We start from the raw sequence: 22,040 nt of genomic DNA, 5'->3' as shown, positions 1-22,040 counted from the left end.
GTCATTGCGCGCAAGGCCCAATTCCATTCACGGCGTCATCACCCGCGCATGGGGGTGATCCAGTATTCCAGAGGCGTCCGTGTTTGAGCTGAGAGGCCGCGGCGTACTGGATCGCCCGGTCGAGCCGGGCGATGACAGATGCGAGTGGGGACGCAGCATCGCGTTTGTCACAGGACCGCCTCTACACACACCACCGTCGTCCCGGCGAAGGCCGGGACCCATAACCACAGGATTGGGTTGGTGAGGAAAGCTGTGGCCCCAGCGTCGCGCAACAATCACCGTCGGTGGTTATAGGTCCCGGCCTTCGCCGGGACGACACTGAGTTTTTTGCGCCACTTGTGGATCATACATCCGCATTCTCGCGACATAATTTGCCCGAGCTTTGCATTTCTATCCGCCCTCTCCTCGAAGAGGGCGCAGGGAAAGCCGGGTGCCGATCGCACCCATGGGTCCCGTGCAACAAAAAGCACGGGAGGTAGGACCACAGGTGTAACCGGAAACATCCCGGCTTTCCCTGCGCGATGGGTTACGGCTTATACGCGCTCTCCCCGGCGAGACTGGGCTTGCTTGTCACCGCCTTCGTAAAACGCTTCGCGTTTCGCGAGGGACACCGGCCGCTAGGGCGTCAGGACCACACGACTTCACCGTCCGCCTCATGCGCACTCGTCAGTCGCACAATCAGCATCCACCGCATCCCACCGCGCGTTCGTGACGTGCGCAACGCCCCTCAATCGGGTGAGACGGCGGCATTAGATCGCTGAGTTGGGGTGCGCGTCAAGAGATAATTCTGAAAATAAGAAATTATCTCACCGCGATTGCAGCGCCGACCAAAGTACGTCTCCTAGCCGGCCTTTCGCTTGACGATCTTCACAAGCGCTGCGTCAATTCTGCTCTGCCAATTGGGGCCGCCGGCCTTGAAATGATCTAAGACAACGGGGCTGAGCCGTAGCGAAACCAGCTTCTTCGTCGGTGCCTTATTGGGGCCGCGGCCCTTGCGCATCGTTGGGAAGACCTCGTCGAAGGCCTTTGCCTCTTCAAAGTCGCGCTTAGTCCATTCCGGGTTATCGCTTACAGCACGCATATCGCTGGCCGTATAGCGCTTCTTAGCGACGGTTCGCTTCATAGAGCTCCCTTTCTGGTTTGCTGGCGTGGCGCATGCTGATGATGCTGACGGCCTCCTTGCCGTATACCGCGAAGATCACAGAAACGACGCCGCGAATGTTCACGCCGATTGCGCGATATCGATCTCGCTTGGCTTGCAAAACGATAGCGGTATCGAAGAATTTCTCGTTGAGATCGGCGAAATCCATCCCGTGCTTGTCGAGATTGGCGAGCCGCTTTGGTTCGTCCCAAATGATCCTCACGGACTATTTTGTAGATACAAAATAGTCCGACGTCAAGGCCTGCTCACGCTCTCGATATTGCTTGGGACGCACTTTGCCCGGCGCGGCAGCGATGGTTGCATCAGCTCGGCGAGTGAGGTGAGCGCATCAGCCATGCTCCCTGCCCTTGCGTGGCCCGCAAGAGAAGGGAACCCTTCCGCTCGTACTCTCCTCACGCGCGCCCGCCTACAGCACCTGATGCACGTCGATCACGACGCGGTCGGCGTGGCGGGCGGCAGAGCCGATGAAGATATGCTCCATCAGCCAGCGGTACTTTTTGGCGCCGGTTTCGAATTTCGGCACGGTGCGGAAATAGATCAGCTTCGGGTCAACAGGCTCGCCGCGCTTGAGCCTCTCGAGCAGCTCGACCGGCCCAAAGCGGATGCCCTTGTTCTCGACATAGACGACGGCGCCGTCGTCGGTCTCAAAGGCATATTTCGCTTCCAGCTCGATCAGCTCGTTGGGCCGGATGATCTGGAAGTCGGCGCCGAACGAGAGCACCTTGCCGTTGACGGTCTCACCCCTCACCTCGCCGCCGATGATCGGGATGATGCGACGGACGCCGGTGCCGATGTCGCCGGCGGACGTCACCTCGGCGATCCGGGCGGTGATGGTGAAGACGTATCTGGTCTGAAGCTCCGGTGCCATGGGTTTAACCTATCATGCGCTGCGGCAGCCAGGTCGCGAGCAGCGGGAACAGGATCAGGATCACCAGCCGGATCAGGTCGGTGATGACGAACGGCAGCACGCCGACGAAGATCGTCGACATGTTGACGTCCTTGATCACGCTCTTGATCACGAACACGTTCATGCCGACCGGCGGATGGATCAGGCCGAGCTCGACGGTCATGACGATGATGATGCCGAACCAGATCGGATCGAAGCCGAGCGCGGTCACCACCGGAAACACGATCGGCACGGTGAGGATCACCATCGCCATCGCGTCCATCAGGCAGCCCAGCACCAGATACATCAGGAGGATCAGCGCCAGCACGCCATAGGGGCCGATGCCGAGCCCGGTGAGGAAGGCGGTGACGTTCTGCGGTGTCTGGGTGATGGTGAGGAAATAGCCGAAGCAGAGCGCGCCGATTAGCACGGTGAACACGGCTGCCGCGGTGCGCGTCGCCTGCAGCAGCGATTGCAGGATGCCGTCCTTGGTCAGCTTGCCGCGGAAGATGCCGATGATGAAGGCGCCGACGGCGCCGACCGCGCCGGCTTCGGTCGGGATGAAGAAGCCGCCATAGAGGCCGCCGATCACGAACAGGAACAGCAGCAACGGCGACCAGACGTCGCGCAGCGCGACGAAGCGTTCATGCCACGACGCCTTCTTGCCCGCCGGCAGGAAACCCGGCCGCGTCACGCCGATGATGCCGATCGTGATCATGTGCATCAGGATCGCGAGCAGGCCGGGCACCACGCCCGCGATGAACAGCTTGCCGATGTCCTGCTGGGTGATGATGCCGTAGACCGCGAGCACGGTGGACGGCGGCAGCATCGCCCCCAGCGTGCCGCCGACCGCGATCACACCGGTGGAGAACGATTGCGGATAGCCGAAGCGGCGCATCTCCGGATAGGCCACCGCCGAGAAGGTCGCGGCGGTCGCGACCGACGAGCCGGAGATCGCGGCAAAGCCGCCGCAGGCCGCGATGGTGGCGATGCCGAGCCCGCCCTTCCAGTGGCCGACAAAGGTGTTGGCGGCGCGGAACAGCTCGCGGCTGATGCCGGAAACGGACACGAAGGCACCCATCAGCAGGAACATCGGGATCACGCCGAAGGAATAATCCGTCACCGTGCGCATCGTGGTCTGGCCGATCAGCTTCAGCGCCGGCGCGAGGCCGGTGAGATAGCCGAAGCCGGTGATGCCGACGAGGCCCATCGCCATGCCGACGGGCACGCGGAGCAGCATCAGCGCGAACAGGCTGACAAAGCCGATGACGGCGACAGTCTCCGGACTCAGGTCGAGACTCATGGCCGTCTACTCCGCGGTCTTGATCTTGGCATCGTGGATTTCTTCCGGATGGAAGATCAGCCGGTAGGTGCGGATCGCGATCAGCAGCACCGCCGAGACGTCGCCGATCCACGACACCAGGAAGAACGGCCAGATCGGCACGCCGAGGTCCATGGTGACGATGTGGCCGTTCTTGGTGTCGATCACCTTGTCGATCAACGTGTAGGTCTGCACCGTCACCACGAACAGCAGCACCAGCGTCGCGAAGATGTCGATCCAGCGCTGGTAGCGCGGCGAGGCATTGGCCCAGACCAGATCCACGGTGATGTGGGTGCCGCGATAGCTCGTCGCCGCAATGCCCCAGAAAATCAGGATGCCGAGCAGGAACTGGCCGAAATTGTAGTAGTCGGGGATCGTCACCGAGAAGAACTTGCGCATGAACACGGCAGTGAAGGTGTTGAGCGCGACGACGCCGACGAAGAAGGCCGCCACCCATTCGATCGAATCGATGAAGCGGTCCATGAAGTTCTTGCGCACCGGTTCGGGTGGACCGGTGATCGCGCCGTCTTGGGTCACTTCGGAGTTGGCAGCCATGATGTCGGACGATCGCTGTCAGGGACGGTCATTCCGGGGCGCTCACAAGGCGAGCGAACCCGGAATCTAGAGGTTGTGGCGCGAGATTCTCAGGTGCGCAACAGCGCACCATAGTTCGCGCTGACGCGCGCCCCGGAATGACGAGATCAGATCCCCGCCTCGTACTTCTTCAGCGTGGCCTGCAGATCGGCATCGATCTTTTCCGCATCGCCGCCGGCCTTCTTCACGGCCTCGGCCCAGCTGTCGCGCAGCGGCTTGACCGCCTTCTTCCACTCGGCGAGCTGATCTGATGTCAGCGGATAGACCTCATGGCCTTCCAGCGCCTTCATCTTGGTGCGGCCATTGGCTTCGAAATCGGTCCAGGGGTCGGTGACCTTGGAGGCCCATTCCGGCGAGCAGTGATCGTCGATCACCTTCTTCTGGGCGTCCGACATCGAATTATACTTGGCGAGGCTCATGTTGTAGGTGAACACCGTCGAATAGAGCGGCACGTCCATGTGGTACTTCACCACCTTGTCGATGCCGAACAGGAAGATCGAGCCCCAGGGGAAGGTGATCTCGTCGGCCACGCCGCGCTCGATCGCATCGCGCGATTCCGGCGCGGAGGCCTGCACATTGGTGCCACCGAACATCTTGACCATCTCGCCGATCGTGCTCTGCGCCGGACGCACCTTCACGCCAGAGAGATCGCTCGGCAGCAAAATCTTCTTCTTGCCGTGGAGCGCGCCCGGATCGTGGATGAAGGCGAAGCACAGCTTGGTGTCCTTCATCTCGGTCGGCGCGTATTTGTGGTACCACTCGTTCAGCGCCAGGGTGCCCTTCTTGCCGTCGGAGAACACGAATGGAAGCTGGCCGGCAGCCGCGATCGGGAAGCGGCCGGGCTGATAGCCGGGATTGACATAGGTGACATCGGCGATGCCGTCGCGCGCCATGTCGTAATGGTCGAACGCCTTGCCGAGCTGCTCGGAGGGGAACACGGTGACCTTGATGGTGCCGCCCGACGCCTTGTCGATATCGGCGGCCCAGGCCTGCGTCGCCGGCACCAGCGGATGCGCCGGCGGCACCCAGAGCGACACTTTGAGATAGACGGTCTTGTCCTGCGCCACGGCGGGAGCTGCAGCCGGCACGACGGCCGCTGCGATCAGCAGGGCCAACAATTTATTCCTCATCACGTCTCCTCCTCTCCAGGACGGGCTTGGTACCCGCCTCATTACTTAACATGTTATCTAATTCGAGCGCATATTCAAGCCGAAATCCGCATGGTGGACGCCTCGTCGCACCTCCGCCCCCGGGCCGACCCCTGTGCATCTCGCATTGCGGCGAACACTTTTCCCGGGCGAAACGCCCTTTGCCAGGACGGCTATATGATATAGTTGCCTTGGCAAGTGGATGGCGCACGCCCCGGCGCGGGCGCCCGACGTCAGCCTATCGTATCGGGAGGAGCAGGTATTGCGGACAAAAGTAGCAATCATTGGCGCAGGTCCGGCCGGACTGTTGCTTGGGCAACTACTTCATTCTTTCGGCATAGACAACGTCATTCTTGAGCGGCAGACCCCGGACTACGTGCTGGGGCGGATTCGCGCCGGCCTGCTCGAGGAAGGCACGGTCTCCCTGCTCGACCAGGTCGGCGCCGGCACCCGCCTGCATCAGGAGGGCCTGGTCCATCACGGCGTCGAGCTGGCGTTTGGCGGCGCGCGGCACCGCATCGACATGCATGCGGCGACCGGCAAGACCGTGACCATCTACGGCCAGACCGAGGTCACGCTCGATCTGATGAACGCCCGCAAGGCGGCCGGACTGACCTCGGTCTACTCCGCCGCCGACGTCAAGCCGCATGATTTCGACACCGACCATCCGCGCGTCAGCTACGTCAAGGACGGCGTCGCCCACGAAATCGCCTGCGATTTCATCGCCGGCTGCGACGGCTTCCATGGGGTCAGCCGCGCCAGCGTCCCCGCTTCGGCGATCACCAGCTACGAGCGGGTGTATCCGTTCGGCTGGCTCGGGATTCTTTCCGAGACCCCGCCGGTCTCGCCGGAATTGATCTACAACAACCACGAGCGCGGCTTTGCGCTGTGCACGATGCGCTCGTCCCACCGCAGCCGCTATTACGTGCAGTGCCCGCTCGACGATCATGTCGACCAATGGTCGGACGAGCGGTTCTGGGACGAATTGAAGCGGCGCCTCGACCAGAAGGCCGCCGACGAGATCGTCACCGGCCCCTCGATCGAAAAAAGCATCGCGCCGCTGCGCAGCTTCGTGGCCGAGCCGATGCGGTTCGGCCGGATGTTCCTGGCCGGCGACGCCTCGCACATCGTGCCGCCGACCGGCGCCAAGGGCCTGAACCTTGCGGCCAGCGACGTGCACTATCTGTCGCAGGCGCTGCGCGAATTCTACGACGAGAAGTCCTCGGCCGGTCTCGACGGTTATTCGGCGAAAGCGCTGGCGCGGGTCTGGAAGGCGGTGCGCTTCTCCTGGTGGATGACCTCGATGCTGCACAAATTCCCCGACGAGGGCGACTTCGCCGCGCGCATCCAGATCGCCGAGCTCGACTATCTCGTCAGCTCGAAGGCAGCGTCGACCTCGCTGTCGGAGAATTATGTCGGGCTGCCGTTCTAGACGAGGTCGCTGTTTCTTTCGTCGAGCAACCTCGTCGTTACACCCTCAGGCGTCATACCCCGCGCATGCGGGGTATCCAGTACGCCGCGGCTTCTCGAATCATGCCGTGCGGTCTCTGGAATACTGGATCGCCCGGTCAAGCCGGGCGATGACAGCGGGAAATGTGGCGACAGGCCGGAGCCACATTCAAACACAGGCGCGAATCCCGTTTAAAACTTTGTAGGCGGTGAAACCGTCATCGACATCGCGTTCAATGGCGTCACGCAACGCCATATGCGAGCTTCAGATGACCACCAATACTTCCGTCGCCCCCGATATCCCCCAAGACGTCCCTCAAGGCTTCGAGCCGCTGTTCCGCAAGAGCCCGCTCACGGAGCCTTGGGAACCGCTTTACCAAAAGAAGACCGAACGGGCCGTCATCATCGGCCTGCGGCTCGCCAGGCCGCACACCAACGGCCGCGGCCTGATCCATGGCGGGCTGATCGCCGCACTCGCCGACAACGCGATGGGCTATAGCTGCGGACAGGCGACCGGCTGGACCACCTCGTTCGTGACGATATCGCTCGCGGTCGATTTCGTAGGCTCCGCCAATGTCGGACAGTGGCTCGCGATCGAGAGCGATGTGATCAAGGCCGGCAGCACGATCTGCTTCGCGCAGAGCCTGATCAAGGCCGATGGCGTCACGATCGCGCGCGCCAGCGGCACGTTCCGCGTGGTGCCGAAGAAGGCGCCCGTGACTTGAGGTGCTCTCGAGCGGAGCGCACGGCTTGCCGCGGTAAACAGAAAGGCAAATTCCGCAACATCTCTTAACGTCGCCGCCATATCTCCACGACCGGGCGCGGGTAGGGTCAATCGCATTGCGATTTGGAGATCGGCTCAAATGTCTTGGAAATTTTCCATCGTGCGAACCGGCATCGCGGCGTGCCTCGCACTGGTGACCTCGGGCTCGTCGTATGCGGCGACAAGTCTGGACAGCCTGGCAGGCGGTTGGTCCGGATCCGGTTCGATGAAGCCCTCGAACGGGGACTGGGAGAAGGTCCGCTGCAAGGTCGCCTACAACGTCACCAAGCCAGGCAAGGCGATCAGCCTGGACCTCCGATGCGCAAGCGATGCCTACAAGATGTCGCTGTCTGCAAACATCGAGCAGAACGAAACGCAGCTTTCGGGCAACTGGTTCGAGAGCGAGTACCGGCAGGGAGGCAAAATCTCGGGGACCAACTCCGACGGACTGATCGAGGCGCGCATCGAGGGCGAGACGGTTGCCGCGCTGGTGACGATCCGAACCAAGGGCGGCCACCAGTCGTTCGTGATGGAAGCGCCCGGCTCCTGGCTGTCGCAGGTCACCATCGAACTGAACAAGGACGCCAAATGACGGACCGCTTGCGCTAGCTAACCAAAATGCCAGTCGGTGATCTCGGTGACGAGATCGATGAAGGTCCGCACCTTGGCCGACAGCAGCCGCGTGGTCGGATAGACGACGTGGATCGGCACCGCCGGCTGCTCGAACTCGGCGAGCACGATCCTGAGCCGCCGCGCTTTCAGTGATTCGGCGGCCTGGTAGGCCATCACCCGCGTCAATCCGCCATCCTGCTCGGCGTACTGGATGGCCGCGTCCGAACTGTTGCTGGTGAAGCGCGGCGTAGGCGTGATGCGAATCTCCTGCCCGTCCTCCATGAAGCGCCAATCCGGCGTCGCGGTCATGGCACCGAACTGGATCGTGTCATGGGTGATGAGATCAGCCGGCCGCTTCGGCTCGCCGCGGAGCTTCAGATAGCCGGCCGACGCCACCACGATCCGGCGCATCTGGCCGACATGCCGTACAACCAGCGTCGAATCCGGCAGGTGCCCGAGCCTGACCGCGAGGTCGACGCCGTCCTCGACGAGGTTGATCCTGCGGTCGGACAGCCGCAGGTCGACACCGACATCGGGATAGCGCTTCAGATAGACTGATACGACCGGGCTGACATGGAGCCGCCCGAAGCCGAACGGCGCCGAGATCACCAGCCGGCCCTCGGGGCGGGTGCGCTCGCTCTCCACCGCGTCCTCGGCCTCCTCGACATCGGCCAGGATCCGCCGCGCCCGCTCCAGATAGCGCGAGCCGGCGTCGGTCAGCGTCACCTGCCGCGTGGTCCGCTGCAGCAGCCGCGCCCCCAGCCGCTCCTCCAGCGCCGCGATCAGCCGTGTGATCGCCGAGGGCGACAGGCCGAGCTTGCGGGCGGCGGGGGCAAAACCCTCGAGGTCCGCCACCGCGACAAAGGCCTGCATGGCGTCGATCCGGTCCATGACACTATTGCATAATCGGCAACAGTGAAGTGTCAATTCACAAGATTGCCTACGATCCGGAAATACCCATGTTAGCGGGCGAGGACGACCGCTTTGTCGCCCGTGGCGGGAGGCTCAGGATGTCAGACGTTCGCAGCTATCCGAGCGATGTCGGGTTCACGCCTGCCGTGAAGGCGATCCAGACCCGCAAGGGCTCGCGCGATACCTATGCAGAGGTCGAGGAACATGGCGGCTGGCGGACCGAGGTCGATGAAACCCTCGGGGCCTTCCTCGCCAACACCAACAGCTTCTATCTCGCGACCGCCTCGGCCGATGGACAGCCCTACATCCAGCATCGCGGCGGGCCGAAGGGCTTCATCAAGGTGCTCGACAAGCACACCATCGCGTTTGCCGATTACAGCGGCAACCGGCAGTTCATCACCCAGGGCAATCTCTCGGAGAACCCGAAGGCCTATATCTTCGTGATGAACTATGCGTACCGGCAGCGCGTGAAGATCTGGGGCGAGGCGCAGGTGGTGGAAGACGATCCGGCACTGCTGCGCTCGCTGATGCCGCAGGGCTACCGGGCGCGGCCGGAACAGGTGATCCTGTTCAAGGTCACGGCATGGGACACCAACTGCCCGCAGCACATTCCGCAGAGATTCGACGCTGCCGATGTGGCGACGGCGCTCGCCTCACGCGACCAGCGCATTGCCGAGCTCGAGGCGGAGCTGGCCGCACTGAAAGGCCAGCCCGCTCTCGCCGCAACGAGCTAGGCTGCCTGCTGCTGCAGCGGCGCCCAGGCGAATTCCGGATAATATTGCTGCATCATCCGGCCGACATAGGCGGTGAGGTTGTCGAACTTCTCGGTACGCTCGCGCAGCGGCGAATCGAAGAACGGTGTCAGGATTCCCGCCAGCGCGCCGAACGCGGTGGCGTCGGTGCCGCAGGGCGCGTTGCCCATCAGATAGGGCTTGTCGCCGAGCTGGACCGACAGCGCGAACAGCGAGCGGAGCGCGAGATCGACGTCCTCATCGGGCCCATGGCGGCCGAGTCCGCTCAGCAGATAGTTCTCGGCAACGCGGAACTGGGCGTCCTCGCGCAGCTTGTCGCGCATGTGATCGGGCGCGCCGTCGAAGAAGTGTGCCGGGCCCTTGGCGAAATTGGTGTCGTCGACCCAGCGTGCGCCGACCAGCGCCCAGTAGACGTGATGCTCGATCATACGCTCGAAGGCCCAGGCCTGAGCGCGCGCCTGCAGGCTGAGCGGCGCGTCGAAATCGAAGCCGTATTTGCCCTCGATATGGGCGCGGATGAAGGTCGAATCGGCGATCGTCTCGCCGTCATCGGCGATGAAGGGCAGCTGGCCCTTGGGAGAGGCGGGCGGCATCGCCTTTTCCTTGACGTAAGCGAGCCCGGCCATCTTGAGCTGGACCTCGGTTTTGGTCACGAAGGGGCTGATTTCAGGCAGGCCGAAACCCGTGCCAAAGCCAAAAAGCGTAATCATATGAAGCTCCCGATCGCCTGTGGTCGTGAAGTGAAGCTAGCGGCCCCCTGCTGCCAGCATGGTGTCAGCAGTAGTGGCATTCACTGTCGAGCGGGCCGACCGGTGCGAGGCGGCGAACCGCCTCGCGAACGCGCTTGACCAGCCGTGCCCGCCCGTAGGACCAGGCAGCGCCGATCGACTGTGCGACCAGCGCAACCAGGGCCCAGCGCAGGTCGCCGGAGGTGGAGTAGACCGTGACCAGTTGTTCCAGCGCGAAGCTCTGCGCTTGCCGGAAACCGAGTTCATCAAGATTCGTCATGGACAAATTCCCTTCACTTGAGGTGTTGTCCTGATATAGCCCCCACCTGCTGCCAACATGCTGTCAGCAGCAGTTGGACGGGACGCAGAAAAGCCGACGCGCCGAGAGACCAACAGAGCTGCCGAGACGCCTGTAAGACACTCGTCAAGACAGCTGAGAACAGACCTGAGAAGAGAGCGACCAGAGAATTGCCAAGAGAGTTGCCATGAGACGCGCCGACCGGCTGTTTCAGATCATCCAGGTGCTCCGCCGCACCCGTAAGCCTTTGACCGCGGATGCGATCGCAGCCGAGCTCGAGACATCGAAGCGGACGATCTATCGCGACATCGCCAGCCTGATCGAGCAGCGGGTGCCGATCCGCGGCGAGGCCGGCATGGGCTACATCCTGGAGAAGGGCTTCGACCTGCCGCCCTTGATGCTGACACCCGACGAGATCGAGGCCTGCGTGCTCGGCGCGCAATGGGTGGTCGGTCACGCCGATCCGGCGCTGGCGCGTGCGGCCGAGGACCTGATGGCCAAGATCGCCGAGACCGTGCCCGACCGCCTGCGGCCATTCGTGCTGGAGCCGGCGAGCCGCGCCCGCTCGGCCTGGAACCGGGAGCCCGACCGCATCGACATGGTCAGGACCCGCAGCCAGATCCACGAGGGCAAGAAGATCACGCTGAACTATCGCGACGAGCATGGCCGCGACTCGGAGCGTACGGTCTGGCCGATCGCGGTCGGCTATCATGAGGCGGTGCGGCTGCTCGCCGCCTGGTGCGAGCTGCGCAAGGATTTTCGCAGCTTCCGCACCGATCGCGTGGTCACTGCTGTTTATCACGACGAGAAATATCCGGAGCGGCGCGACCTGCTCAGGGCGCGTTGGCGGCGCAGCCTGGTGTGGGAAGCGCCGAGGGACACCTGATGGCCGACAGCGAGATCGACGCGACGGAGGCAAGCCCCTGCCAGTCCTGCGGCGCCTGCTGCAGCTATTCGGAGAACTGGCCGCGCTTTACCGTCGAGGACGACGCGCAGCTCGAGCTGATCCCTGCGCAGTTCGTCAACACGCGACAGTCAGGGATGCGCTGCGACGGCGATCGCTGCTCGGCACTGTCGGGGCGGGTGGGAGAGGCAACGCGCTGCGAGGTCTATGCGGCGCGGCCGGAGGTGTGCCGCACCTGCTTGCCGGGCGACGCGGAATGCGCGATGGCACGGCGCCGGCACGGGCTGCCGCTCATCCCGAGCGCGCAGCCGGTTTGATCGCGCTGCTTAAGCCGTCACCGTCGCGGTGAACTCCTCGTCGTCGATCTCGTCATCGACAACAGGCGCAAATGTCGACAGCGGCTTGGTCGACAGCGTGATCGGCTTGCGGCCGCCATGCGAGACGGTCGCAACGCGGGCCGGTTCACGCGCCAGCGCGTAGAGCGTCGACCCGACGCGGCCGCCGAAATTGATCAGCTCGCGCTCGGTGCAGCTCGACGCAATCGCGACCGCGAGTGCGTGCAGATGGCTGCGGCGATAGCAGAACAGCGCCAGCCTCGCCCTGGCGTCGGGCGCGACATTGGCGACCAGCAGCGAAAGCCCGTTGGGATTGGCGCGGTACATCTGGCCGAGCAGGTCGTCCGCAACTGGGCAGGCATCGTTATCGAATGCGTCGCGGCTTGAAAACATTTGCAAATCCCCCTTGATCCGGAAGATGCCGCGCAATCCTCTAACGAAAGGTTAACCACGGCCTCCGGTCGTTTCCGGGGCCCCTTGCCCGTTGCACGCGAATCACATCCGCGCCGAAGCGGGCGGATGGTCAGTGATTCGAATCGAGAGAAGAGAGGTCCGGGAGCCGCTCAGTTCGCGGCCATGTAGATCGACAGTGCGAAGCCGGTGAGGTGGTGGAGCGCCTGGTCGACCCCGATCAGGGTCCAGAACCAGGGATGGCCTGACTCCAGCGTCACACCGAAATGCGAGGCGCAGATTCCCTTGCACCGATCGACGATGATGTGGATCACGAAGTCGACGAAGGCGACGTACCAGAACCGCGGCGCCACCACCAGGATCAGCGCCAGCGCGACCGCCAGATGCACCAGGCAATGCGCGAGCAGCGGCATCGCCCAGCCGGTCTTCTGGTCCTTGCCGATCGCCATCCAGGCGTTCTGCAGCATGAAGTCGGCGATGATGTGCTTCGCGGTGAGAAGCAACATCCATCCCACCAGGGCACCAACCGACACCGACGATGACATGGCAGGAAACAACAAGCTGACGCCCTTTTACTTCGATGAAAGTGATTGCAGGAAATCCGGGTCAGGCCGTCAGCACAATTCCGCGAACCGAAGCTTGTCTCATTTATGACATCTCCGGCGGCGGAATGCACCAGCGGTTGCTGCGAAAATCACATCCTCCTCCCGGCGTCGATAGTGGCGATGGTCATGCGGCAACGCAACGCGGGGCAGCCGAGGTTAAGGTTACGGCGGCTCGCCGGTTTGCATTCCCGCCCGGGAGGTATATCGTCAGGATGCAGGAAATTTTCTTTCTTTTATAGTCATTTACGGATTCACCGGGCAGCGCCGCGCCGATCCGGTTGCGGCCGAGGGCCGTCAAGCGCAGCCCCGGGCGGGTGATGAGCCAGGTGATCAGCCATGAGTGCCGAAGCCCCCTCGCCTTCGCCAATGCCGCCGCGGCCGCGTCCCCCGGTCGCCAAGAGCAACCGCGCGCAGATCATCGTCTTCACCCTGCTGACGCTGTTCTTGAGCGCGATCACGGTGGTCGGCGGCCGGGTCTGGCTGCGCAATTCCGAGACGCTGGTGTTCGCGGTCGGCGATGCCAAGGGCCCGGAGGCCAAGTTCGCGGCACGTCTCGCCACCGTGCTGACGACCAATTCGTCGCGGCTGCGGCTGAAGATCGCGCCGAACCCCGACAACGCCAAGGCGCTGGCGCAGTTCGATCGCCGCGACGCCGCGCTTGCCATCCTGCGCACCGATGCAAAAGTGCCGCCGCGCGCCCGCGCGATTGCGATCCTCGAACATGACGTGGTGCTGGTGCTCAGCCCCGGCGGCAAGAAGATCAAGTCGCTCGCCGAGCTCAAGAAGAAGAAGATCGCCGTGGTCGGCGACGGCGAGAACAGCGTCAATTTCGTCCGCAGCGCGCTGGAGATTTCCGACAGCCCGGATGCTGCGCAGCGGGTGCAGCAGGCGCCGCCGAACACCCCGTTCGACAAACTGTTCGCTTCCGGCTTTTCCGCCGTGGTCGCGATCGAGCATGCCTCGAAGATCATAAAGGACAAGACCTACGAGCAATACGCCAAGCGCTCCGGCGGCTTCACGTTGAACGCGATCGACGCGGCCAAGGCGCTGGCGCGCAAATACCCGGCGATCTCGGAGGAGACGGTCTCGACCGGCATGCTGTCGTCCTCGCCGGCGATCCCCGATGACGACGTCGACACCATCGGACTGGAATGGCTCCTGGTCGCGCAATCCTGGATGTCCACGACGACGGCCGCCGAGCTCGCGCGCATCGTCTATGAGAACAAGTCCGAGCTGGCGCTCGACGACGGCTTCGCCTCCAAGATCGAGCCGGCGGAGACCGACAAGGACGCCTTCATCGTCGCCCATCAGGGCGCCGCCGAGTACATCAACGACGACACCAAGTCGTTCATGGATCGCTACAGCGACGTGATGTATCTCGGCGCCGCCGCGCTCAGCATCATCGGCTCGATCTTCGCCGCGATCTACACCAAGATCACCCGCGTCGCGCCGGCGAAGGCGAGCGAGCTGGCGGGCCGGATCCTCGACATCGGCGAGCGCGTCGAGCACACCACCTGCGCCGAACATCTCGACGAATTGCAGGACGAGCTCGAGGCGATCCTGCGCGGTGCGGTGATCGGCTTGCGCGACGGCACCGTGTCCGGCGACGGGCTCGACACCTTCAAGCTCGGCTACGAGCTGGTCCGCGACGAGATCGCACTGCGCCGCGATCATCTCAAGCGCCACCCGGCGGCACCGGATGAAAATATCGTGGTAGTGAAGGCGGCGAGCGGGTGAGGCAACTTGTTCGGTGTCATCACCCGCGCATGCGGGTGATCCAGTATTCCAGAGACGCCGTTGCTTGACCCGAGAGGCCGCGGCGTACTGGATCGCCCGGTCGAGCCGGGCGACGACAGTGTGGGTGGAGACACAGCTTCGCCTTCTCGCGACATGAATCGTCCGAGCTTTGCATCTCGTTCCGCCCTCTCCTCTTCGCAGAGGGCGCAGGGAAAGCCGGGTGCCGATCGCACCCATGGGCCCCGAGCAATGGGTAGAAAGCTCGGGGGTAGGACCACAGGTGTAACCGGAAACACTCCGGCTTTCCGCGCGCGATGGGTTGAATTTGGGAGTGACCTGCTTTGCTTTAAGCGAACAGAAACCAAGGCTTGGTCGATGTTCTCGGCAGGACTACTGAGAAGCCTATTCAGTTCTGGGCACATAAATTCCCATAGCTCGCCATCTGTCCTTCCGGTTTGCGGCCGAAACTATTTCCGCCGCTGTGTACACTAGTGGACAGAACCAAGGGCATTAATGATGCTTGATATCGCTATCACCGCCCCGCTCGTGGCTACTATCGGTGACGAGACCGCCTGGTTGCGCTCCCGCCTTCCTCATATGGAAAGGAGCGCGCCATGCAACGGCGTCGTTTCAAGCAAACACAATCGCTGGAAGAACGTTTGGCTGACGAGGCGCAACTCCTGCGCCGGCAAGCTCACGCGCTCACACCCGGGCCTGATCGGGAAGCCCTTTTGAAGAAGGCCAGACAGGCTGAGACCGGATCGCATATGAGCGAGTGGCTGCGATCCACCGAGCTTCGACCTCCCCAGTAGAGACCAACCAACGACTTGCGCGTCGAGCCGCCACGCATAGCAACGTTTTGCGCGCCCAAACGTATCCCTCATACTGGAGGATTGCAGTTTCCAGTTTAAGTGCCAGCGCCGCCAAGTCTTATACAGCTTGGTCGCGTTGTGCGCTTGAGCGTCAGCTCAGTTGGCTTGCTTCACAAGATCACCGCGCAAGCGGCCACCTAGCGTTAGCGCCAGCAACAACAGCACTGCGCGCGGCACACGGTCGATCATGGGATGCCTGAAAGGCTGCCTCAGTTGACGGCCTCATCGTCCTTGTTCGCCGGTCGCTTAACGCGACGCAAAAGCAAACTCAGTTGATCCTCCACGTCCTGGTCGCTCTCCCATGGAAAGCTGCTTCGGAAAGGTAATCGTGACCGTCGCCTCGGGGAGGTTGGAGACCTCCTGAGTCATTGCCGCGCTTTGCGAAGGCGTCGGCATCCGCACCGAACGCCTAGAACTTGATGAGGCATGGTCGTTCGTCGGCAACAAGCCGAAGAACGTCCAGCAACTCCACTGAACAGGAACTTCTTCAAAGGCGTGAGGTTACAAATGCCTCATATGGAGGAGAAGAAAATGAACAAGTTGATTGCAGGATGCATCGTTGCGGCTGGAATGATGACAGCGGCGCATGCCGCGGAGACCATGTCGGCCGCGCCCGCTGAGAGTTGGACCGTGACCAACTATTACAAGCAGTCGGTGTACGATCCGCAGCAAAACAAGATCGGCGACATCGATGATGTGCTCGTCGACAAGTCCGGCAAGGTCAACGGTCTGGTGATCGGCGTCGGCGGCTTTCTCGGTGCGGGAGAGAAGGACGTCATCGTTCCATTCACCGCCGTCAAGACGGCGAAGAAGGACAACAAATGGTGGCTGACCCTGAACGAGTCCAAGGACGGTTTGAAGACCGCCCCGGGTTTCAAATACGACAAGGCGAGCACGACCTGGGTCCCGGAAGGCAAGTAGCCGGTCCCGGCGCAAGGATCTGACGCCGCCCGCGGGATGCGGTCACTGGAAAGCGGGGTCTCATCGAGACCCCGCGATCGCACAGGTGCCAACAGGGGCGCACCCTGCCCAACATCATTCTCTCTGGCCGAGATCCTTGCAAAAAAAGCCCCGCGAGTGCGGGGCTTTTTTGCTCACCACTTCTGGCGGCCATACCAGGTGTCGATTTCCTTCTGGGCCTGGTCCTTGGCGTAGCCGTAGCGCTGCTGCAGACGGCCCTCGAGCTGGTCCTGCTTGCCGGCAATGACGTCGAGGTCATCATCGGTCAGCTTGCCCCATTGCTCCTTCACCTTCCCCTTCACCTGCTTCCAGTTTCCTTCAACTCGATTCCAATCCATCGTCGACCTCCGTTATTTGGAGACCGATCAACCGAGGAGAGAGGCCTTCGTTCCTGCGTCGCCCTGCGACAGATGGGCCACGTGCTTGACAGGACGTGATTTCGGCAGGCGCCATCAGCCAGAATAGGAACGTCGATCACGGCCGTGTGTTGGAAGGCTCATCTGCACCATCATTCGCAACGGAGTCGACCATGTCAGAAAAAGACCTCAACGCTCTCTTCCTCGATACCCTCAAGGACATTTATTACGCCGAGAAGCAGATCTACAAATCGCTGCCAAAAATGGCGAAGGCGGCTGCGTCCGACAAGCTCCGCGCCGCCTTCGAGAAGCACCACGACGAGACCGAAGGCCAGATCGAACGCCTCGAAAAGATCTTCGAGCTGCTCGGCAAGCCCGCCCGTGGCAAGAAGTGCGATGCCATCGAAGGCATTCTCGACGAGGGCAAGGAAATCATGGAGGAATACGCCGACGCGCCCGCGCTGGACGCCGGCCTGCTCGCTGCCGCCCAGGCGGTGGAGCACTATGAAATCTCGCGGTATGGCACGCTCAAAGCCTGGGCCGACAAGCTGAACATGCCGGATGCCGTCAAGCTGCTCGGTCAGACCCTGAATGAAGAAAAGAAAACCGACGAGACGCTGACCTCGATTGCCGTCTCCGCGGTGAACGCCGAAGCGGCCTAAGGGGCAGTGTGATCCAGTTGAAGCTCGCGCATCCGATCGTCGCTAACCGCGACAGCGCAGCGTAAAGGGGCGAGGGCCAGCTGGAGGGGGCGGCCGGGCTCATCGACCGCCATCGAGGTGCCGGGCGTCTTAATTGCCTGTTCCACCCGCGCCCGCCGAGGAGAGCGCCGTGCGCCTCGACAAATCGACCCACCGATCACCCGGCCGCTGCGTCCGTTGGCATCCCGACGGCATCGAGCTGCCGTCCCTCGTGATCCATGTGCAAATAGTTCGGGTTGAACAGGCCGGCGCGCATCAGCCGGTCGAGATCGGGGACGGCGAGCGTCTTTCCCTTGAGCACGATCAGGCCGTCGGCGCGCAGCTCCTGCAGCGTTCTGTTGACGTGGACCTTGGAGAGCCCGGTGGCGTCGGCGAGATCGCCCTGGGTCAGCGGGAAGTCGCAGCTGTCGCCCTGGGTCAGGCCGGCGAGACGCAGGCGCAGCCAGATCTCGCAGAGCAGGTGAGCCATGCGCTCCAGCGCCGTGCGCTGGCCGAGGCTCATGGTCCACTCGCGCTGGATCGCGGCGTTGACCAGCGTCTCCCACCAGAACGCGGTGACGATGCGCGGATGTCCGGCCGCGACCTTGTCGAAGAACTCGCGGGAGAGGTCGGCGATCGACACCGGCGTGATGGTGCCGATCGAATGATCCATCTCGCGCAGGATGAAGACGTTCACGTCGCAGATATCGCCGGGCAGGAAGAACGACACCACCTGGCGGCGGCCATCCTCGAGTTGCTTGTAGCGGCAGGCCCAGCCGGACAGGATCAAATGGACGTCCTTCGGCTTCTCGCCTTCACGGACGATGTCGACGCGCGGACCGAAGTGACGGACGCGCTCGGTCGACGCGCGATTGAGAATAGCGTGGTCGACCGGCGAAAGCCGTACGAACTGCTCCAATTTCCGGACTAGCGACGCCAACGACATTGGTCTCCCCGGATGCTAAATCGGGTAACCGCCGCTCCGTTTTCAATAACGTATGTTACATTGCATAGCTATTGCCGTCTGTTCACTAGTGTACACACGCCGGAGGACGCAACGGTAATGTCCTCAAGCGCGGTACAGATCCGGTGCCAGCGGGGCGGCGTCCAGCAAAACGTGACGCCTTCAGGCCGACGTCATTCAGACGAGCGGCACGCCGTAATAATCGTTGACCGCGCGTGTGGTGCCGTTATCGGCCCAATTCCAGTCCCGCTCGCTGCCGTATTTCGGTGCGCCGCGCAGCTGGCTCTCGGTCACGCCCGTGACGTAACCGCCCAGCCTTGTGTCGTATTTGAGCGATTGCCAAGGCAGCGGATAATGGTCGTTGCCGAGGCCGAGAATGCCGCCGAAGCCGAGCACGGCGTAGGACACCCGTCCGCTTGTCTTGTCGATCATGACGCGTTCGATCGAGCCGATCTTGCGCTCATCCGATCCGTAAACCGCGGTGCCCTCGACCTTGTCGCTGCCGATGAGGTTTCCGATTTCTTTTGCGTCTGTCGCCATGTCAAATCTCCTGTGATCTTCCGAGGCCAACGATGGACCAGGGTCATCGTTCCTGCCGCATTGCGCAGTTGCTGCAGGGCAAAACGACGTTCAGCCTGTCGGGGGATCGCCGCTGTCGTCAGGCGTCATGCCCGAGCCCGGCGTCTTGCCGGCGTCATTCAGCTTCGGGTCCCGCGTCGCTTCGCGCGTTTGCGACTTTCGGGGGTCGGTCTTGTGAGCGCTCTGCGCGCGCTCCTTGTCGGCCGGCTGCTCCTGACCCTTGTCGTCCTTGACGATACCGTGATTGGAATGTGCCATCGCTGAGATCCCTTGGCTGATATCCTCTAAGCCATGCGGGCCCCGACGATGAAATTCGCCGAGGCCCGTCACCGGAGTGGTCCACTGCTCCCGGGGTGAAGAGCAGTGAACGCACGGGTGTTACGCATGGCGGCGGAGATCGTTCCTGCGATGCAAAAGACGAATTCGATCCGCTGATGTCATGGGTTAACGACGGCCTCCGGGGAGCATGCCAAGTATTCCCGGTTCCAGACTGGAGGCGGCATGATCAAGAAGAAACGCAATAGGGCGCGTCCCCCGGGATCGTTCGAGGACCGTCTGCAAAAATTTGCCGAAGATGCACGCCTTGCGGCACGCGAGCTGCCGCCGGGGCGCGAACGCGAAACGCTGATGAAGAGAGCCAGACAGACCGAGACGGTGATGGAAGTCAGCGAGTGGCTGACGCTCCGCAAATAAGCCGCGCCGGACACCGGCCCATAGGGAGGGGCTGCGATGATCGAGGAGAGATTCGACTCACATACACTCGCCATCATGAATTTTGCGCTCGACCGGGTTTGCGCCGAGGCGCGTCATGGCGAGGAACACGCCACCCGAAAATACGTTGCCAAATACATCATCAAGTGCGCCAGCAGCGGCAGAACGACGCTTTCCGAGCTCACTGAAGCCGGACAGCAGGCGCTGACCAAGGTCACCGCCGCGGCGGAATAGCCGCTACAACCTGCCTTGCTGCTCCATGCCTTTGCAGAGGCAGCTACGCATGCGCATTGCAATCAGCATCGGCCTCCTGGTCATCCTGGCCGCCGGCGGCGCCTACGCGTTTGAGGGCTTGATCGTGCCTGACGCGCCGATGCAACCCCGCTAGACCCGTCATCCTGAGGTGCGAGCAACGCGAGCTTCGAAGGATGCATGGCCACAGCCGGGCCGTCGACCCTTCGAGGGCCGCTGAAGAAGCGGCCACCTCAGGGTGACGGTCTACGTTCTACACGTCATCACGAGCGAGAACGTCTGCGCCTCTTACAGCGCCACCGCCGGCACCCGGGCGCGGATCTCCGCGATCTTGCGCTTCAGTGCGGCCTGCCGGGGATCGGGCATGATGGCGGCGCGGGCTTCCGCAATAGCGGCGGCGAGATCGGGAAGCGCGAGCACGCCGTCGAAGGTCGGCTTGGCGAGCCCGTCGATGATCGCGTGCCAGTCCGCGATGCCCTGGCGATAGGGATCGCCATAGCCCTGGATCATGGTCGCGGTCTGCACCACCGCCGATGCGGCGGCCGGTTGCTTGGTGAGGCTGCGGTCGATCATGTGCAGCCAGCGCTCGACCCAGACGCGCTCCTTGGCATAGCGCACCGAGAACAGCCGCCAGCGCTTCAGGCCCGCCTCGATCCTGAGCCGGCGAACGCTGAAGCGGTTGTTGGCGCTGAAGCGGATCGAGACCCTGCGGCGGCGCCAGCCGAACTGATCGAGCACGGCGAGGATCGGATCGGCAACCACCGCCGGCAAGGCGTCGATCAGCTCGTCGAGACGAAATCGCTTGACGTCGTCGGCCGAGCGCGCCGCAAGGCCGCCCGCCGCATTGACCTCGCCGAGCTTGAGCTGCGCGATCCGGATCGCATCCTCATAGGCCATCCGCTCCGCCATCAGCCGCGCGATGTCGGCGAGCAGGGCATCGTCAACGCCGCGGCGTCCGACGAAGCGCTTGAGCCGGTCGATATAGAGCTGGGCATAGCTCGTGCTCTGATAGGCGATCAACAGATGGATGGCCTCGGTGACCGCGGGCTCGAGATGATCCGGACAAGCCTCGGGCAGCACGGGCGGCCCCTCGTCCTCGTCACCGATGATGTCGGCGAAGAGATAGCGGAGCGAAGCCAGGAGACTATCGTCATCCGGCACTGCGGCGCCTCCAGAACTGGTCACGGCGGGCTCATGCAGGTTTTGGCTCCGCAACCTGCGGCGTGGTGTGTTGCGCGAGCCGTTGCTCGAGCGTCGAGATATTCTGGAACAGGCGGGCGCTAAACAGCCGCAGGAGGTAGAAGCCGAACGCCGGGTTCTGGACGTAAAGCTGCTCGACCTGGTCATAGGTTACCGACAGCACCATGCCGCCTTCGACGCATTCCAGCGTCTGGGTCCGTGTGTTCGACGGCGACAGCATGCCGAACTCGCCGACGATGGCGCCGACCGGCAGCTCGATGCCCGATTCGACCAGGCGGAAGCGGCCGCTGACGATGTAGAACATGCTGTCGGCCTTCTCGTCCTTGTAGAACAGGACTTCGCCCGCCGTGCATTTGCGCTCCGTCGTGAACGGCTTCAGCCACTCCATCGACAGATCGCTGTTGACCGATTTCTTCACGTTGCGGACCAGCTGCAGCATCTGGTGCAGGCGGTAGGTGTTCACCGGCAGCAGCACGGAATGCAGGATCAGCACGGCGTAATTGTGGGTCGGGATCGCGGTCGCGATCAGGATGATGTTGGTCAGGATGGCGAACACGCGCAACGGGATCATGGTCCGCATCGACAGCGTGGCGACCACGAAGATCGATGCGAACAGACTGCCGGCGGCGCCGGCGTGTTCCGCGAGGTGTGAGGTGTCCATCGGAAACCAACCAATGCTCAAGAAGTGAATAGATCGTCTTATTAGTCGCTTCATTCCGGCCGGGGTCGTATCGGCCGCCAGCATCCCTGATATACGGTGAAAAAGCGACGATTTGTCCGATTTCTCACATTCGCGGGCGCAAAATCGGGGCAGGATGGTTAGGCCTTTTGGGCCATTCGTCCAACGAA

General features: G+C 62.8%; 28 protein-coding genes. 11 read left to right on the top strand and 17 right to left on the bottom strand.

What is annotated here, in order from left to right; all coding sequences use genetic code 11:
- Positions 1-841: 841 nt before the first annotated feature.
- From V5279_RS03365 to V5279_RS03340, 6 genes are all read right to left on the bottom strand, one after another.
- Positions 842-1,123: a BrnA antitoxin family protein gene (locus V5279_RS03365; RefSeq protein WP_338695098.1), complete on the bottom strand. Its 282-nt coding sequence runs from the start codon at positions 1,121-1,123 to the stop codon at positions 842-844.
- On the bottom strand, positions 1,104-1,364 hold the full coding sequence (locus V5279_RS03360; protein WP_338695096.1) for a BrnT family toxin: 261 nt from the start codon (positions 1,362-1,364) through the stop codon (positions 1,104-1,106). The genes V5279_RS03365 and V5279_RS03360 overlap by 20 nt, the downstream gene beginning before the upstream one ends.
- Before the next feature lie 204 nt (positions 1,365-1,568).
- A complete protein-coding gene (locus tag V5279_RS03355; RefSeq protein WP_338695094.1) occupies positions 1,569-2,030 on the bottom strand; it encodes a DUF3237 domain-containing protein in 462 nt (153 codons plus the stop codon).
- 4 nt (positions 2,031-2,034) lie between these two features.
- A complete protein-coding gene (locus tag V5279_RS03350) occupies positions 2,035-3,339 on the bottom strand; it encodes a TRAP transporter permease (protein WP_338701828.1) in 1,305 nt (434 codons plus the stop codon).
- An 18-nt stretch (positions 3,340-3,357) separates the two neighbouring features.
- Entirely contained in the window at positions 3,358-3,867 is a 510-nt protein-coding gene (locus tag V5279_RS03345; RefSeq protein ID WP_029077919.1) for a TRAP transporter small permease, read from the bottom strand.
- 203 nt (positions 3,868-4,070) lie between these two features.
- Positions 4,071-5,093, bottom strand: a complete 1,023-nt coding sequence (locus V5279_RS03340) for a TRAP transporter substrate-binding protein (RefSeq protein ID WP_338695092.1) — start codon at positions 5,091-5,093, stop codon at positions 4,071-4,073.
- Positions 5,094-5,373: 280 nt separating this feature from the next.
- Here V5279_RS03340 and pobA point away from each other — a divergent pair, with 280 nt between their 5' ends.
- The 3 genes from pobA (at position 5,374) to V5279_RS03325 (ending at position 7,915) form a co-directional block, all read left to right on the top strand.
- Positions 5,374-6,543, top strand: a complete 1,170-nt coding sequence (gene pobA, locus V5279_RS03335) for a 4-hydroxybenzoate 3-monooxygenase (RefSeq protein ID WP_338695090.1) — start codon at positions 5,374-5,376, stop codon at positions 6,541-6,543.
- A 286-nt stretch (positions 6,544-6,829) separates the two neighbouring features.
- Complete coding sequence (locus tag V5279_RS03330) at positions 6,830-7,285, top strand: PaaI family thioesterase (RefSeq protein WP_338695088.1); 456 nt, start codon at positions 6,830-6,832, stop codon at positions 7,283-7,285.
- 138 nt (positions 7,286-7,423) lie between these two features.
- Positions 7,424-7,915: a hypothetical protein gene (locus V5279_RS03325; RefSeq protein WP_338695086.1), complete on the top strand. Its 492-nt coding sequence runs from the start codon at positions 7,424-7,426 to the stop codon at positions 7,913-7,915.
- A 17-nt stretch (positions 7,916-7,932) separates the two neighbouring features.
- On the opposite strand, the gene V5279_RS03320 is transcribed toward V5279_RS03325, so the two are convergent.
- Entirely contained in the window at positions 7,933-8,826 is an 894-nt protein-coding gene (locus V5279_RS03320) for a LysR family transcriptional regulator (protein ID WP_338695084.1), read from the bottom strand.
- 119 nt (positions 8,827-8,945) lie between these two features.
- On the opposite strand from V5279_RS03320, the gene V5279_RS03315 reads away from it, so the two are divergent.
- Complete coding sequence (locus tag V5279_RS03315) at positions 8,946-9,581, top strand: pyridoxamine 5'-phosphate oxidase family protein (protein ID WP_338695083.1); 636 nt, start codon at positions 8,946-8,948, stop codon at positions 9,579-9,581.
- Here the strand turns inward: V5279_RS03315 and V5279_RS03310 are convergent.
- Together V5279_RS03310 and V5279_RS03305 are read right to left on the bottom strand one after the other, a co-directional pair.
- Positions 9,578-10,309 carry a glutathione S-transferase family protein gene (locus tag V5279_RS03310; RefSeq protein ID WP_166211445.1) on the bottom strand — a complete coding sequence of 244 codons (732 nt, stop codon included), beginning with the start codon at positions 10,307-10,309 and terminating at the stop codon, positions 9,578-9,580. The two genes, V5279_RS03315 and V5279_RS03310, sit on opposite strands and share 4 nt — an antisense overlap.
- A 64-nt stretch (positions 10,310-10,373) precedes the next feature.
- Positions 10,374-10,607, bottom strand: a complete 234-nt coding sequence (locus V5279_RS03305; protein WP_029077926.1) for a hypothetical protein — start codon at positions 10,605-10,607, stop codon at positions 10,374-10,376.
- A 205-nt stretch (positions 10,608-10,812) separates the two neighbouring features.
- On the opposite strand from V5279_RS03305, the gene V5279_RS03300 reads away from it, so the two are divergent.
- Positions 10,813-11,511, top strand: a complete 699-nt coding sequence (locus V5279_RS03300) for a helix-turn-helix transcriptional regulator (RefSeq protein ID WP_029077927.1) — start codon at positions 10,813-10,815, stop codon at positions 11,509-11,511.
- The gene (locus V5279_RS03295) at positions 11,511-11,846 is read left to right on the top strand and encodes a YkgJ family cysteine cluster protein (protein WP_338695076.1); all 336 of its coding nucleotides are present in this window, start codon (positions 11,511-11,513) and stop codon (positions 11,844-11,846) included. Before V5279_RS03300 ends, V5279_RS03295 begins: the two co-directional genes overlap by 1 nt.
- Before the next feature lie 9 nt (positions 11,847-11,855).
- On the opposite strand, the gene V5279_RS03290 is transcribed toward V5279_RS03295, so the two are convergent.
- Both V5279_RS03290 and V5279_RS03285 read right to left on the bottom strand, forming a co-directional pair.
- The gene (locus V5279_RS03290) at positions 11,856-12,257 is read right to left on the bottom strand and encodes a hypothetical protein (RefSeq protein WP_338695075.1); all 402 of its coding nucleotides are present in this window, start codon (positions 12,255-12,257) and stop codon (positions 11,856-11,858) included.
- Positions 12,258-12,427: 170 nt separating this feature from the next.
- The gene (locus tag V5279_RS03285) at positions 12,428-12,781 is read right to left on the bottom strand and encodes a DUF3307 domain-containing protein (RefSeq protein WP_083991990.1); all 354 of its coding nucleotides are present in this window, start codon (positions 12,779-12,781) and stop codon (positions 12,428-12,430) included.
- A gap of 435 nt (positions 12,782-13,216) precedes the next feature.
- On the opposite strand from V5279_RS03285, the gene V5279_RS03280 reads away from it, so the two are divergent.
- Entirely contained in the window at positions 13,217-14,617 is a 1,401-nt protein-coding gene (locus tag V5279_RS03280) for a TAXI family TRAP transporter solute-binding subunit (protein WP_338695069.1), read from the top strand.
- Positions 14,618-16,020: 1,403 nt separating this feature from the next.
- Positions 16,021-16,410, top strand: coding sequence for a PRC-barrel domain-containing protein (locus V5279_RS03275; protein WP_338695067.1), 390 nt, complete (start codon positions 16,021-16,023; stop codon positions 16,408-16,410).
- A 173-nt stretch (positions 16,411-16,583) separates the two neighbouring features.
- Here the strand turns inward: V5279_RS03275 and V5279_RS03270 are convergent, their stop codons facing one another.
- Complete coding sequence (locus V5279_RS03270) at positions 16,584-16,787, bottom strand: CsbD family protein (protein ID WP_338695065.1); 204 nt, start codon at positions 16,785-16,787, stop codon at positions 16,584-16,586.
- Positions 16,788-16,978: 191 nt separating this feature from the next.
- On the opposite strand from V5279_RS03270, the gene V5279_RS03265 reads away from it, so the two are divergent.
- Positions 16,979-17,467, top strand: a complete 489-nt coding sequence (locus tag V5279_RS03265) for a ferritin-like domain-containing protein (RefSeq protein ID WP_338695063.1) — start codon at positions 16,979-16,981, stop codon at positions 17,465-17,467.
- 196 nt (positions 17,468-17,663) lie between these two features.
- Here V5279_RS03265 and V5279_RS03260 read toward each other — a convergent pair whose 3' ends face one another.
- The 3 genes from V5279_RS03260 to V5279_RS03250 all read right to left on the bottom strand — a co-directional run bounded on the left by V5279_RS03260 (position 17,664) and on the right by V5279_RS03250 (position 19,286).
- A complete protein-coding gene (locus V5279_RS03260) occupies positions 17,664-18,425 on the bottom strand; it encodes a Crp/Fnr family transcriptional regulator (protein WP_338695061.1) in 762 nt (253 codons plus the stop codon).
- 201 nt (positions 18,426-18,626) lie between these two features.
- Complete coding sequence (locus V5279_RS03255; protein ID WP_338695058.1) at positions 18,627-18,989, bottom strand: PRC-barrel domain-containing protein; 363 nt, start codon at positions 18,987-18,989, stop codon at positions 18,627-18,629.
- Between the two features lie 90 nt (positions 18,990-19,079).
- Entirely contained in the window at positions 19,080-19,286 is a 207-nt protein-coding gene (locus tag V5279_RS03250; protein WP_166299165.1) for a hypothetical protein, read from the bottom strand.
- Positions 19,287-19,529: 243 nt separating this feature from the next.
- On the opposite strand from V5279_RS03250, the gene V5279_RS03245 reads away from it, so the two are divergent.
- Positions 19,530-19,721: a hypothetical protein gene (locus tag V5279_RS03245; RefSeq protein ID WP_166307513.1), complete on the top strand. Its 192-nt coding sequence runs from the start codon at positions 19,530-19,532 to the stop codon at positions 19,719-19,721.
- A 36-nt stretch (positions 19,722-19,757) separates the two neighbouring features.
- Positions 19,758-19,973 (top strand): hypothetical protein, encoded by a 216-nt coding sequence (locus V5279_RS03240; protein ID WP_338695054.1) that lies wholly within the window; start codon positions 19,758-19,760, stop codon positions 19,971-19,973.
- Between the two features lie 306 nt (positions 19,974-20,279).
- On the opposite strand, the gene V5279_RS03235 is transcribed toward V5279_RS03240, so the two are convergent.
- Positions 20,280-21,152 (bottom strand): DUF6537 domain-containing protein, encoded by an 873-nt coding sequence (locus tag V5279_RS03235; RefSeq protein ID WP_338701824.1) that lies wholly within the window; start codon positions 21,150-21,152, stop codon positions 20,280-20,282.
- 31 nt (positions 21,153-21,183) lie between these two features.
- A complete protein-coding gene (locus V5279_RS03230; RefSeq protein WP_029077941.1) occupies positions 21,184-21,852 on the bottom strand; it encodes a Crp/Fnr family transcriptional regulator in 669 nt (222 codons plus the stop codon).
- Positions 21,853-22,040: the final 188 nt, after the last annotated feature.

It is taken from the genome of Bradyrhizobium sp. 26S5 (genome assembly GCF_036923295.1).
Taxonomy (GTDB): domain Bacteria; phylum Pseudomonadota; class Alphaproteobacteria; order Rhizobiales; family Xanthobacteraceae; genus Bradyrhizobium; species Bradyrhizobium septentrionale.
The sequence above is the reverse complement of the archived record's forward strand: the minus strand, read 5'-3'. Positions and strand labels throughout refer to the sequence as shown.

Bases quoted from the DNA above. Each gene is read 5' to 3' on its own strand.
- V5279_RS03365 (WP_338695098.1), bottom strand. From the start codon at position 1,123: ATGAAGCGAACCGTCGCTAAGAAGCGCTATACGGCCAGCGATATGCGT.
- V5279_RS03355 (WP_338695094.1), bottom strand. From the start codon at position 2,030: ATGGCACCGGAGCTTCAGACCAGATACGTCTTCACCATCACCGCCCGG.
- V5279_RS03340 (WP_338695092.1), bottom strand. From the start codon at position 5,093: ATGAGGAATAAATTGTTGGCCCTGCTGATCGCAGCGGCCGTCGTGCCG.
- V5279_RS03330 (WP_338695088.1), top strand. From the start codon at position 6,830: ATGACCACCAATACTTCCGTCGCCCCCGATATCCCCCAAGACGTCCCT.
- V5279_RS03325 (WP_338695086.1), top strand. From the start codon at position 7,424: ATGTCTTGGAAATTTTCCATCGTGCGAACCGGCATCGCGGCGTGCCTC.
- V5279_RS03320 (WP_338695084.1), bottom strand. From the start codon at position 8,826: ATGGACCGGATCGACGCCATGCAGGCCTTTGTCGCGGTGGCGGACCTC.
- V5279_RS03315 (WP_338695083.1), top strand. From the start codon at position 8,946: ATGTCAGACGTTCGCAGCTATCCGAGCGATGTCGGGTTCACGCCTGCC.
- V5279_RS03310 (WP_166211445.1), bottom strand. From the start codon at position 10,309: ATGATTACGCTTTTTGGCTTTGGCACGGGTTTCGGCCTGCCTGAAATC.
- V5279_RS03305 (WP_029077926.1), bottom strand. From the start codon at position 10,607: ATGACGAATCTTGATGAACTCGGTTTCCGGCAAGCGCAGAGCTTCGCG.
- V5279_RS03300 (WP_029077927.1), top strand. From the start codon at position 10,813: ATGAGACGCGCCGACCGGCTGTTTCAGATCATCCAGGTGCTCCGCCGC.
- V5279_RS03295 (WP_338695076.1), top strand. From the start codon at position 11,511: ATGGCCGACAGCGAGATCGACGCGACGGAGGCAAGCCCCTGCCAGTCC.
- V5279_RS03290 (WP_338695075.1), bottom strand. From the start codon at position 12,257: ATGTTTTCAAGCCGCGACGCATTCGATAACGATGCCTGCCCAGTTGCG.
- V5279_RS03285 (WP_083991990.1), bottom strand. From the start codon at position 12,781: ATGTTGCTTCTCACCGCGAAGCACATCATCGCCGACTTCATGCTGCAG.
- V5279_RS03280 (WP_338695069.1), top strand. From the start codon at position 13,217: ATGAGTGCCGAAGCCCCCTCGCCTTCGCCAATGCCGCCGCGGCCGCGT.
- V5279_RS03275 (WP_338695067.1), top strand. From the start codon at position 16,021: ATGAACAAGTTGATTGCAGGATGCATCGTTGCGGCTGGAATGATGACA.
- V5279_RS03270 (WP_338695065.1), bottom strand. From the start codon at position 16,787: ATGGATTGGAATCGAGTTGAAGGAAACTGGAAGCAGGTGAAGGGGAAG.
- V5279_RS03265 (WP_338695063.1), top strand. From the start codon at position 16,979: ATGTCAGAAAAAGACCTCAACGCTCTCTTCCTCGATACCCTCAAGGAC.
- V5279_RS03255 (WP_338695058.1), bottom strand. From the start codon at position 18,989: ATGGCGACAGACGCAAAAGAAATCGGAAACCTCATCGGCAGCGACAAG.
- V5279_RS03250 (WP_166299165.1), bottom strand. From the start codon at position 19,286: ATGGCACATTCCAATCACGGTATCGTCAAGGACGACAAGGGTCAGGAG.
- V5279_RS03245 (WP_166307513.1), top strand. From the start codon at position 19,530: ATGATCAAGAAGAAACGCAATAGGGCGCGTCCCCCGGGATCGTTCGAG.
- V5279_RS03240 (WP_338695054.1), top strand. From the start codon at position 19,758: ATGATCGAGGAGAGATTCGACTCACATACACTCGCCATCATGAATTTT.
- V5279_RS03230 (WP_029077941.1), bottom strand. From the start codon at position 21,852: ATGGACACCTCACACCTCGCGGAACACGCCGGCGCCGCCGGCAGTCTG.